Annotated in this window: 11 protein-coding genes and 4 tRNA genes; 13 read left to right on the top strand and 2 right to left on the bottom strand. The window is 47.0% G+C overall.

The features are described from left to right. Nucleotides 1-78: 78 nt before the first annotated feature. The 12 genes from WG8_RS18155 (at nucleotide 79) to yajC (ending at nucleotide 8,577) form a co-directional block, all read left to right on the top strand. Nucleotides 79-153 (top strand) — tRNA-Gly (locus WG8_RS18155). A gap of 5 nt (nucleotides 154-158) precedes the next feature. After that, nucleotides 159-235 (top strand) — tRNA-Arg (locus WG8_RS18150). Nucleotides 236-247: 12 nt separating this feature from the next. Beyond that, nucleotides 248-327, top strand: a tRNA-Leu gene (locus WG8_RS18145). 7 nt (nucleotides 328-334) lie between these two features. Next, nucleotides 335-408, top strand: a tRNA-Pro gene (locus WG8_RS18140). Between the two features lie 116 nt (nucleotides 409-524). Beyond that, on the top strand, nucleotides 525-1,229 hold the full coding sequence (locus WG8_RS18135) for a BofC C-terminal domain-containing protein (protein ID WP_007431678.1): 705 nt from the start codon (nucleotides 525-527) through the stop codon (nucleotides 1,227-1,229). A 231-nt stretch (nucleotides 1,230-1,460) separates the two neighbouring features. Further along, nucleotides 1,461-1,964: a crossover junction endodeoxyribonuclease RuvC gene (gene ruvC, locus WG8_RS18130; protein ID WP_007431677.1), complete on the top strand. Its 504-nt coding sequence runs from the start codon at nucleotides 1,461-1,463 to the stop codon at nucleotides 1,962-1,964. Continuing rightward, a complete protein-coding gene (gene ruvA / locus WG8_RS18125) occupies nucleotides 1,961-2,575 on the top strand; it encodes a Holliday junction branch migration protein RuvA (protein ID WP_007431676.1) in 615 nt (204 codons plus the stop codon). Before ruvC ends, ruvA begins: the two co-directional genes overlap by 4 nt. A gap of 50 nt (nucleotides 2,576-2,625) precedes the next feature. Continuing rightward, nucleotides 2,626-3,633 carry a Holliday junction branch migration DNA helicase RuvB gene (gene ruvB / locus WG8_RS18120; protein WP_007431675.1) on the top strand — a complete coding sequence of 336 codons (1,008 nt, stop codon included), beginning with the start codon at nucleotides 2,626-2,628 and terminating at the stop codon, nucleotides 3,631-3,633. Between the two features lie 283 nt (nucleotides 3,634-3,916). Beyond that, nucleotides 3,917-6,010 (top strand): SpoIID/LytB domain-containing protein, encoded by a 2,094-nt coding sequence (locus tag WG8_RS18115; protein WP_007431674.1) that lies wholly within the window; start codon nucleotides 3,917-3,919, stop codon nucleotides 6,008-6,010. A gap of 7 nt (nucleotides 6,011-6,017) precedes the next feature. Further along, nucleotides 6,018-7,046, top strand: a complete 1,029-nt coding sequence (queA, locus tag WG8_RS18110; protein WP_007431673.1) for a tRNA preQ1(34) S-adenosylmethionine ribosyltransferase-isomerase QueA — start codon at nucleotides 6,018-6,020, stop codon at nucleotides 7,044-7,046. 20 nt (nucleotides 7,047-7,066) lie between these two features. Then, complete coding sequence (gene tgt, locus WG8_RS18105) at nucleotides 7,067-8,206, top strand: tRNA guanosine(34) transglycosylase Tgt (protein WP_007431672.1); 1,140 nt, start codon at nucleotides 7,067-7,069, stop codon at nucleotides 8,204-8,206. Between the two features lie 32 nt (nucleotides 8,207-8,238). Further along, entirely contained in the window at nucleotides 8,239-8,577 is a 339-nt protein-coding gene (gene yajC / locus WG8_RS18100; RefSeq protein WP_007431671.1) for a preprotein translocase subunit YajC, read from the top strand. A gap of 96 nt (nucleotides 8,578-8,673) precedes the next feature. Here the strand turns inward: yajC and WG8_RS18095 are convergent, their stop codons facing one another. Beyond that, nucleotides 8,674-9,063, bottom strand: a complete 390-nt coding sequence (locus tag WG8_RS18095; RefSeq protein ID WP_007431670.1) for a TIGR04086 family membrane protein — start codon at nucleotides 9,061-9,063, stop codon at nucleotides 8,674-8,676. A gap of 207 nt (nucleotides 9,064-9,270) precedes the next feature. Between WG8_RS18095 and WG8_RS18090 the strand changes: the two genes are divergently transcribed. Further along, on the top strand, nucleotides 9,271-10,050 hold the full coding sequence (locus WG8_RS18090) for a DUF421 domain-containing protein (protein ID WP_007431669.1): 780 nt from the start codon (nucleotides 9,271-9,273) through the stop codon (nucleotides 10,048-10,050). Here the strand turns inward: WG8_RS18090 and spoVB are convergent. Further along, complete coding sequence (gene spoVB, locus WG8_RS18085) at nucleotides 10,047-11,630, bottom strand: stage V sporulation protein B (protein ID WP_043891226.1); 1,584 nt, start codon at nucleotides 11,628-11,630, stop codon at nucleotides 10,047-10,049. The two genes, WG8_RS18090 and spoVB, sit on opposite strands and share 4 nt — an antisense overlap. Nucleotides 11,631-11,784 lie beyond the last annotated feature (154 nt).

Raw genomic sequence — 11,784 nt, 5'->3', positions numbered from 1 at the left:
TTTTAATCAGGGTGTCGAAGGTTCGAGTCCTTCATGGCTCACCATTTTTGAAATTATATGTTATAATATAATTGTATTGCGGACGTGGCTCAGCGGTAGAGCATCGCCTTGCCAAGGCGAGGGTCGCGGGTTCGATTCCCGTCGTCCGCTCCATATTTGCGCCCTTAGCTCAGCTGGATAGAGCGTTTGACTACGAATCAAAAGGCCGGGAGTTCGAATCTCTCAGGGCGCGCCATATTTTTCATAAGCCGGTGTGGCGGAATTGGCAGACGCGCGCGACTCAAAATCGTGAGGGAAACCGTGGAGGTTCGAGTCCTCTCACCGGCATGTATTTCGGGATGTAGCTCAGCTTGGTAGAGCACCTGGTTTGGGACCAGGGGGTCGCATGTTCAAATCGTGTCATCCCGATTTAAAGGGAAAGTCGCTGGAAGCAGCGGCTTTTTTTATTGTCTTTATTATCTTTTTGTATAATTCAGTAATCTCAAGGTCACACTAACACAAAAAGTGGGACGGAAGGGATTACTGTGAAGCGATTAAGCTGGAAAAAACAAATGAAACGGCGCTGGAAACAGGGAAGAAGAACGGTATGGGCCTGCACCATTTTTGGAGTAGCTTGTTTGCTGGCTGGGTTGGGTATTCTGTTTTCAAGACATATGCAGGCTATGCTGTCACAGCCACTCGCTACTGCCGTTATGGCAGAGGTTGATATGGAGGAATCCTCACACACAACACCGGCTGAAGATCACTCCTCACAGATGCAGGTTTTGCAAAGCATACGTGCTTCCGGTATAAGCAGGAAAACTCACCTGTTAACTACCTATGTATGTGGTACGGAAACACTTTCCTTGGGAACGCTAAGCTCGCAGCAGCTGGAAAATTTACTGAAACAGCATCCCGACTGGAAGGGACGGCTTAATACTAAGGGAGAGGTATGGTTCGAGCGAAGGGTGGAAGACCTGTCAGAATCGTGTAAAGAGCACGGCTACATGGGCTTGAGCGCTGACGGACAACTCACTTTGTTTGAAGGGCCACCTAAAAAGGAGAAGGTGATACGGACTTTTTTCCAACTGGATGTAGACTCCATGGAAACGGCTTTGCCGGAAGGGGTGTATGAACAGCTGCAACAGGGAATCCGTGTACAGGATATAAACGAGTATAACAGTGTAATCTCTACTTTTAGCGACTTTGCGGTGGAACGAACACAGAGGGTATTAAAACAGCAATATTGATTAGAAGCAAGAGACGTCAGGCTTTTACCGATCAGGTGATGCTTGTGGCGTCTCTTTTTATGTTTTCACTCAGAGTTAAATTTTTTTCCTCTATTAGATGCAAAGTTTTGTTATAATGAAATGAACGACACATATGTTCGCTTTGTATGGAATTTAGCCATAAATGTATTAAGGATAGAGTTGGCTGATGGTTAGTTAACGCCATGGTTTAGCGATAAGGGAGAGATTTTTTTGCGTTTTCTAGGAATTGATCCGGGTATTGCTATTGTGGGCTTCGGATTTGTGGACAAGATTGGCAGTAAGGTGGTTCCTGTGCAGTACGGCTGCATTCAGACAGAAGCCCATACACCGGAAGAAGATAGGCTGCTTCATGTGTATGAAGGCATGCTGCAATTGATTGATAAATATAAGCCTGATGCGGTAGCGCTGGAGAAGCTTTTTTTTAATCGCAACGTTACGACTGCTATGTCTGTAAGTCAGGCACGCGGTGTGCTGGTGCTGGCCGCAAGGCAACGTAATCTCCCTATAGGGGAATACACGCCGATGCAGATAAAGCAGGCTATTGTAGGGTATGGCAAGGCGGAGAAGAAGCAGGTGCAGGAGATGGTTAGAATGTTTCTAAAGCTCCAGGCTGTGCCTAAACCGGATGATGTAGCGGATGCTTTGGCGGTGGCTATTTGTCATGCGCATTCCTATGGACTAAATTCAAAATTAAATGAGGTATTGCGAAAATGATAGATTTCTTGCGTGGTTCTGTGGCTCACTTGGAAAATGAATATGTCGTTTTGGATGTGCAGGGGGTGGGATATCGGGTGTTCTGTTCGAATCCTTACGCCTTCGCCAAAACGGAAGGACCGGTGGTTATTTACATTCACCATCATGTGAGGGAAGATGCTATTTTACTGTTTGGGTTTGCAACCCGTGAGGAACAGCAATTATTTCGAAAACTGATCGACGTATCTGGCATTGGACCACGTGTGGCACTTGGGATTTTGGGAGGCGGTACGCCTGCTCATGTGGTGACGGCGATTTATCAGGAAAATATCACATTTCTCACCAAGTTGCCGGGAATCGGTAAAAAGACGGCGCAGCGCATGATTCTGGATTTGAAAGACAAGCTGGACGGTATTGGTTCGCTGGGGATGGTGACCGGACTGTTTGCAGAGCCTGTCGTGGAAGAGGGAGAGGGTTCGTATTGGGGCGAGGCACGTGAGGCGCTCAAGGCGCTCGGTTACACAGATGCAGAGTTGGATAAGGTATGGAGCAGAATGAAGAAGGATGCGAAACCTGATGAATCTGCCGATATTTTGATGAAACGGGCTTTGCAACTGTTGTTTGCCGGATAGGACGCTGGTGTCCGTTGACAGAAGTCTGGTGAAAAGAGGAGCGATGGAAAATGGATGATCGGATTATTTCCGCCAATTTGATGATGGAAGACCAGACGGCGGAGCTAAGCCTTCGCCCCCGTTATCTTAATGAATATATCGGGCAAAATCAGGTTAAGGAAAATTTGAAAGTTTACATTGAAGCGGCCAAAATGCGTAAAGAAGCGCTGGATCATGTACTGTTGTACGGTCCACCCGGATTGGGTAAAACGACTCTCGCCAACATTATTGCGAATGAGCTAGGGGTTAATTTGCGTACCACCTCAGGGCCTGCGATTGAAAGACCTGGAGACCTGGCAGCGCTGCTGACCAATCTTCAAGAAGGCGATGTTTTGTTCATTGATGAAATTCATCGCCTCCATCGTACGGTGGAAGAAGTCATGTACCCGGCGATGGAGGATTTTGCGCTGGACATTATGATTGGTAAAGGCCCGAGTGCGCGTTCAGTTCGCCTGGATTTGCCGCCCTTTACCCTTATAGGGGCTACTACACGCGCTGGGCTGCTTTCTGCGCCGTTGCGCGACCGGTTTGGTGTTATCAGTCGATTGGAGTTCTATACGACGGACGAGCTGGCCTACATCGTATCCAGAAACGCGGATATTATGGAAGTTGAGATCGTTGGGGATGCAGCCGAAGAAATTGCATTGCGTTCAAGGGGGACACCACGGATTGCGAATCGACTGTTAAAAAGGGTGCGTGATTTTGCTCAAGTTGCTGGAGACGGTATGATCCATTCAGAATTGGCCGCAGAGGCGCTGAAAAGACTTCAAATTGATCCGCTCGGACTGGATGAAATTGATCATAAGATGCTTAAGGCCATGATTCATTCATTTCGGGGTGGGCCTGTGGGATTGGATACCATTGCTGCAACCATCGGTGAAGAGAGCCAGACGATTGAGGACGTGTATGAGCCTTATTTGCTGCAAATTGGACTTTTACAAAGAACACCTCGGGGACGTACGGTGACTCCAGCGGCATATGCTCACCTTGGAATCCCTATGCCAACGGATCCACGGTGACTAGAAATGGTGGGCTTTTGGCTTTTATTACAAGAGCACAGCCCAAAGTACGGTTTTAAAGAGAAAAGTAATTGAGATTAATTTATAGCGTAGCTACGCAATTATGGTAAGTACGATATTGGCGGAATAGGATCGTTAGGGGAAAAGACCATGTGAGCAAGAATTGAGCGTGTTCAAATTTCGGTTTATTCCGCCGATGTATTTAAAGGGATAGGCGATGGTCGAGATCCCGCCAAATCATGCTTTATGCATGCTAGGATAGCCAGAATGGGGGGATTCAGAAATGAATGGAAAAGCATTGAACCAAAAAACAATTTTCAGTGCATGGACGGGTCGGGCCAAACGAGCAGCAGCGATTATGGTATTAGCTACAGTTTGCATTCCCTGGTCTTCGAGTGTTCACGCTGCTGCCGCCCAAGAAGATATTCGTGTAGTGATCTTTGCGGATCTAGGCAGTAAATATAAAGCAATAGTTCCCGCGGTAACCTTGAAATCATCAGAAGGTCTGAGTGTCGGACAGAACAGTGGAGGCAGTTTTCAGGCTTGGATGGGACTACCGGACAGCACCGCTCGTTTTAGTGTAGACAGCTATCGGGTGAAGGTACTTGAAGGAAATGAAGCAGCAGCAATTAAAGCGGCTCAAATCCTGCAAAAGACGAATGATAAACCTACGGTTTTTATCGGTTCTAAAAACGGTAGCTCTGTCTATCAGGTGTACGCGGGAATTTATGCAAGTGAACAGTCCGCACAGGCTGCTGTACAGCGGATTTCTTCGGCAACCGGAACGCAGGCTGAAGTTAAGGGCAATAAGCACTGGTCTACAGGAAGCTATGGAACCGAGCAGGAGGCAAATCTCGTTCGAGCGACAATTGCTGCCGCAGGCTTTGATGCTTTTACTGTGATTCAATCAAGAGGTCAGTATGCTGTGTGGGTTGGAGAAGAGAGTAACGACAGCAAGCTGTCGACTTTAAAAACAGAGCTGGAGAGCAAGCAGCCCAAACTTACGTTATCTAAAGTTAGTGCTACTCAAACCGGACTCATGATAAGACAAGAAGCAGGAGTAACGACAGGCTCGCAAGCGATGTCACATTATATGCTGAGTGGCTCTAATAACAGCAAGGTCATTGTCAACGGCGGTAATAATGGGATTCAAGTGGTTGAAAGATCACAGCGTACATATCGCGGCGACATGGAGATTAGCATGACTTCAGGACAACTGGCGCTTGTTAATGATGTACCGCTCGAGCAGTATTTATATTCCGTGGTAGGAGCGGAGGTCTACTCCTCATGGCCTGCTGAAGCCCTCAAGGCTCAAGCAGTAGCGGCTCGCAGCTATGCCCTTGCCCAAGGCAATCGGTTTCAGATCGGGAACGTGGTGGATGGCACGTTAAGTCAGGCTTACAATGGTAAAGGCTCGGAACATGCGAATGTCAATGAGGCTGTAGATGCTACGGCTGGTGAAGTGATTAAAAGCGGCGGCAAAGTGGTCGAAGCTGTATTTTCATCTAATGCGGGCGGTGTAACAGCAGATGCTTCCGAGGTATGGAACAGTGGTGTTGAAGCATTCGCCAGCGTAGACAGTTCGGGAGATACAACAGCGCAAAAAGGAGCACAGGAGTGGTATCATGTCCTTCTCTCCAGTGGCCAAACAGGTTATATACGTGAGGATAATGCCAAGGAGCTGGAGGGAGTCACAGAAGCAGGGTTAGACAAAATTACCGTTACTGCTGAAAATACCAATGTGCGCCCTATCCCCCAAATTCAGTCGGCCGTTGCACCAGTAGCCAAGGCGCAACCGGGTGAAGAGATGATTGTTTTGGAGAAGGTGCCTCAATCCGGAGACTATGCATGGGTGCGTGGACCTTTTACATCAGCGCAAATTGCTAAATCACTACAAGGGAAAGTAACGGGTACAGTACCAGCCTCAATTAATCATCTGGATGTTACCAAACGCGGTCCGTCAGGGCGTGTGCTGGAGGTTGAAGCCAACGGGTCACCTTTGGCGGTAAAATACCCCGATATGTATCGTTCAGCGATGGGGGGATTGCCTAGCACTCTGTTTGATATTGCGAGTACCGGCAGTTATACTGTATTAGGCGCAGATGGGGCTATTTCTCATATAAGTGGCACGCAAGGAACTCAAATTCTGTCAGCATCCGGGAGCAGCACTTCAAGCGGTAACGGGGTGATCGTCATGAATGAAGACCGTCATGCACGAGTCATTGACAAAACACAAAGCTTTATTTTTACAGGCAAAGGAAATGGTCATGGGTTGGGCTTGTCACAATGGGGAGCCAACGGTTTGGCCGAGCAGGGGTATGATTACAAGAAAATTTTGCAACACTATTACAAAAATGTGGATATAGTTAAGGAATGACCAATATATGAACGTAAACGACTATGATTTTGAATTACCTGAAGCATTAATTGCTCAGACGCCTTTGCTGGAGCGGAGCGCTTCCAGATTGCTGACGTTGAACAAGAATAACGGCGAAGTGGAGCATCATACATTTTCGGATATTGTCCAGTATCTCAGTCCGGGGGATACGCTGGTATTGAACGATACGCGAGTGATTCCTGCACGTTTGTTCGGCATCAAGGAAGATACCGGAGCTAAGGCCGAGGTGTTGCTGCTTAAGCAACTGGAGGGGGACCGATGGGAAGCATTGGTAAAACCCGGTAAGAAGCTGAAAAAGGGAGCTGTTATCGTTTTCGGTGATGAGTTGAAGGCAGTTATTGAGGAAGAAGGAGATATGGGGGGAAGGGTGCTTTCCTTTTCTTATGAAGGTATTTTTCAAGAGATATTGGACCGCCTTGGACAAATGCCGCTTCCGCCCTATATCAAGGAGCAACTGGATGATCGCGAGCGCTATCAGACAGTTTATGCTCGGCACGAAGGTTCTGCTGCGGCTCCTACGGCAGGACTGCATTTTACAGAACAATTGCTGGACCAAATTAGGGAGAAGGGTGTTTCCATAGCTTTTGTCACACTTCATGTTGGCTTAGGGACGTTCAGACCGATGTCCGTGGATACGATTGAAGAGCATGTCATGCACGAAGAATATTACTCATTGTCACAGGAAACGGCGGATATACTCAACGCAACCAAGGCGCGCGGTGGAAGAGTTGTGGCAGTGGGGACAACCAGTTGCCGAACGCTGGAGACGGTGGGCAATACATTTGCAGATGGAGTATTGCAGGCTAGCAGCGGCTGGACACAGATTTTTATTTACCCAGGCTATGAATTCCGTGTGGTGGATGCAATGATTACGAATTTCCATTTGCCTAAATCCACCCTGGTTATGCTGGTCAGCGCACTGGCGGGCAGGGAGAATATTATGCATGCTTACCAGGAGGCGATTGACCGCGAATATCGGTTTTTTAGCTTCGGGGACGCAATGTTCATTTATTAATTAAGGATGGTAGAGAAAATATGGCACCAGCAATAAGATACGAACATATTAAAACTTGCAAGCAATCAGGAGCTCGCCTCGGGCGTGTGCATACACCTCACGGGGTTATTGAGACACCAACCTTTATGCCTGTGGGGACGCAAGCTACAGTCAAGACGATGAGTCCTGAGGAATTGAAGGAGATGGATGCTCAAATTATTTTGAGTAACACGTACCATCTGTTTCTTCGTCCCGGTCATGATATTATTCGTGAAGCGGGCGGACTGCACAAGTTTATGAATTGGGATCGTCCTATTTTAACAGACAGCGGTGGATTCCAGGTGTTTTCCTTAAGTGAAATGCGTAAGATCTCAGAGGAGGGTGTTCATTTTCGCTCTCATTTAAATGGAGATAAGAAGTTTCTTTCGCCGGAAGTAGCAATGGAAATTCAAAACTCGCTTGGCTCGGATATTATGATGGCCTTCGATGAATGTCCACCGTTCCCGGCTGAGTATGAATACGTGAAAAAATCATTGGAACGCACCAGCCGTTGGGCTGAGCGTTGTTTGGAGGCACATGCGCGTCCTCATGATCAAGGGCTGTTCGCCATTGTACAAGGAGGTATGCATGAAGATCTGCGCAAGCAAAGTGCGGCAGATTTGACTTCCATGGATTTCCCGGGGTATGCTATTGGTGGACTGAGTGTGGGGGAACCAAAGCATTTGATGTATGAAGTGCTCGATTATACCGTTCCGCTGCTTCCTACCAACAAGCCACGTTATTTGATGGGCGTAGGTTCGCCGGATGCCTTGATTGAAGGCTCTATCCGTGGTGTGGATATGTTCGATTGTGTACTTCCAACCCGGATTGCTCGCAACGGGACAACGATGACAAGTCAAGGTCGTCTTGTCGTTCGTAATGCCAATTTTGCAAGCGATTTTGGCCCGCTTGATCCGGCTTGTGATTGCTACACTTGTCGCAACTATTCACGCGCGTACTTGCGACATTTGATTAAAGCAGATGAAACCTTCGGGCTCCGACTGACAACGTATCATAACTTGCATTTCTTAATACAATTGATGCGCAATGTCAGACAAGCGATTATGGATGACAGACTGCTTGATTTCCGCGATGAATTTTTTGAGCAGTACGGTCTTCATGATAATGATAAAGGCTTTTAAGTTTTAGGGGAGATTTGAAAGGGGGATTTAACGTGTTTCAATTTGCTACAGCTGCGGCTGCACCCGGTGGAGCTGGGGGACTTTTTCAAATGATCTGGCCACTGGCTCTGATGTTTGTAATCTTTTATTTCTTGCTGATTCGTCCGAATCAGAAAAAACAAAAGCAGCGTCAATCGATGCTTCAAGCTTTGAAAAAGGGAGATAAGGTGATAACAATCGGAGGTCTTCACGGTACAATTGTGGAGATTACGGACGATGTGGTTGTTTTGCGTGTGAATGATGTGACGAAGCTGACCTTTGACCGCAGTGCAATCAGTAATGCGATTGCAAAAGATACTGCATCTGAGGAAGCTGTTGTTTCTAAGTCGTAGAATCTGCCGATCATCATGTAAAAACCGAGCCTTTGAGGAGGCTCGGTTTTTTTGTGTTGCTTCGTTACATGGGCCGGTACACTTTTTTAAATTTGATTATTTACTAAGATTAATCCCGAACATCCCGCCTCCAGCGCCTATGACAAAGGCAATTCCTAAGTGCAATAGGTCCTTAGCGTTCATGCCCGCATCCAGTGCCAGAAAACCGACTAGAAGAACGATAAGGCCATACAGGATGCCTGTAATACCGCCTTGATACCAGCCTTTGTTCGTGGATCTTTTACCGGCGACGAAGCCGCCTGATAGCATAGCGAATGCGTGAACGATGTACGTATACAAGGATAAGTCCTGTTCCTGCATTTGTGTCAGCCACAACAGTAGTGAAAGAATCAATGCGCCTAACAGCATCCATGCAAAAGCATAAAATAAGCCGGATAAAATGGGATGGGCCAGACGAAACGAACACCAGCGGCGAATGAGCTCCATTGATAATTCCTCCTGTACCAAGGTTTGAACTATTATCATTCTATGGTCAAGCCTTCAGGCTTAGTACCAAGTCGCAAGCAGTCTTTCTCTTTATTTCAATAATTTAGCCTTTTGTTTTTTGTATGAGTCAAGTGGGGAACGGTCAGAATACGTGTACAATGAACCATTAATGTCTTGTCGCAAAGTACAGGGGAGGAGGCGAACATATTGAGTCACGATATTTTTGCTCATATTTTTCGGACGCTGCTCATGTATTTTATTGTATATCTGGTGATGCGCTTGATGGGTAAAAGGGAGATCGGAAAATTGTCTGTATTCGACCTCGTCATATCCATTATGATTGCGGAAATTGCTGTATTCAGCCTGGAGGATATAAAACGTCCACTTTATGAAGGGTTGATTCCTTTAGGAGTACTCTTGGTTTTGCAAATTGGGATTTCCTATTTCAGCCTTAAAAGCCGACGTCTGCGCCTGCTATTCGATGGCCGGCCCAGTGTATTGTACTCCAATGGACAACTAAACAAGGATGAAATGGCTAAGCAACGCTACAATTTAGATGATTTGTTGTTACAGCTTCGTGAACAAAGTTTTGAAAGTCTGGATGAAGTCGAATGTGTTATTTTGGAAACCACAGGCAAGCTCACGGTGGTAGCTAAGGATGAGAAAGATGGAGATGCAGAGTTAGACAAAATGAGACAGGATTTAAGTCAAAGGAATTTGACGAACATTGAGCAACAGGTGGAAAAAGTTCATCCTACTCCTCAAATCGGCGGGAAGTTTAGATATGAAGGCCTGCCGGTTCCATTAATTATGGATGGCAAGGTGCTGGACCGAAATTTGGAGCGGATGGATATGAACCGATTTTGGCTTAAAAATCAGATTCAAGCGAAGGGTCACAAAGATTTTAAAGATGTTTTCTTATGCACAGTGAATCATAGAGGTCATGTATATGTTACGCCACCGACCTTTGGGGAATCTTCGGATTAGATTTCTTTGGTTTTAAACCATCTTCTTAGAATGGGAATGCGGGTAAGGTTGTCCCAGTCAATCATTTTGATTGAGGTCATCAGGAAAAGGTACAGGATAATCCCCACTCCTGCTGCAAAAATAAATTGAAGCCACATTTGGTTGAACACTGCCAGATGTCTGTAGACATATAATACCGCAGCTGCCATAATGATCATCCCTGCCCCGGTTTTCCAGAAATCAAGCAAACGCACGCGAAAGCGAAGTAGTCTGCTGACACTGAAGCCATGCAGAAGGGTGACAATGGCATTGTTAATGCAAATGGCGATAACCGCTCCGTAGATACCGTACTGAGGCTGAGAAGCAAGCCATACGATAAGCACAATTTTGATAACGGCTCCGACAAAGGTGTTAAATAAAGCACTCCCGGGACGATCCAGGGCTTGAAGTGCCGCCTGAAGCGGGGCCTGGATGTACATAAACAGAGCAAAGGGCGCCATGAGTTTAAGCATGCCTGCTATATCGCCATTATTGTAAAGTAACAGACACAGAGGCTCTGCCAGCACGTACATGATAACGGCGAATGGGGCTCCTGCAACCAAAGCAAGCCGAAGCGACTGATGCAAACGTTTGTGGATGGCGGTAATGTGTCCCTTGGCAGCTGCTTCAGATAAGGAAGGGACGAGTGAAACAGCCAGTGAACTGGTGAGGACACCTGGCAGTAATAATACAGGAATGACCATGCCCTGCATGGCCCCATACTGTGCGGTTGCAATACCAGTTGCAATGCCTGCTGCGGCGAGGCTGCGCATGCATAAAATGGATTCAAGCAAATAGGACAAGGAGCCGACGAGCCTCCCAGCCGTAACGGGAACGGATATAGACATAAGACGTGACAAAACGGATGATTCCTCAGGACGAGCCTCAGAGGACAAAGATGTCTTCGTTTGAGGGGGAGAACCATCGCTTCGCTGGTTCATGACGTATTGCCATAGCAGCACAACCATACCAACCAGCTCGCCCGCTAATGCACCGAGCATGGCTCCTGCAGCAGCGTAGGCAACACCGTAAGGAAGGAGCAGGTATGCAAACCAAATGACGCAAAAAATGCGCATAACAGTTTCGGCAATCGAGGAGCTGGCGGACGGAATCATATTTTGTTTTCCCTGAAAATAGCCCCTGTAGGCAGAGGATACAGCAACGATAACAATCATGGGACTCATGCTAATAAATGTATAATACACACGGTTGTCGGTCAGGATGTGGTTTGTGATCCAAGGGGCGAACACAAGACATAGTACCATAGCGAGCAGGCTGAGCGTAATGGTAAAGCGCAGGCTGGTGTGTAAAATACGCCTTGACATTTCGGGTTGTCCCGCAGTTTCAGCTTCGGCCACAAGTTTGGCTACTGCAAGCGGGATTCCCCCGGTAATAAGAGTCACCAGCACGATAAAAAAGGGATACCCCTGTTGGTATAAGCCGACTCCTTCGGGTCCGATAATACGCGGGAGCGCGATTCGCGGAATGAAGCCCAGTAGCCGATTGATGATTCCCGCTGCCAATAAAATAATTGCTCCATGGATGAATGTCTGCTTTTTCAATCGCAACTCCCTCTTCCCCCAAATGTAATTCTCCATCTATGCGTTACTTTAGAAGATATGCCAGACCTGTCCATGTTCATGACAAGCTTTTCGGATTAAAAGCAGAACAATCCAGGCAAGCAGAGGGAAGGTGGTGAATTCTGCTATTGACGAG

The organism is Paenibacillus sp. Aloe-11, assembly GCF_000245715.1.
GTDB lineage: Bacteria > Bacillota > Bacilli > Paenibacillales > Paenibacillaceae > Paenibacillus > Paenibacillus kribbensis.
Note: the sequence above shows the minus strand (reverse complement) of the source record. Positions and strands in the feature narration are given on the sequence as shown.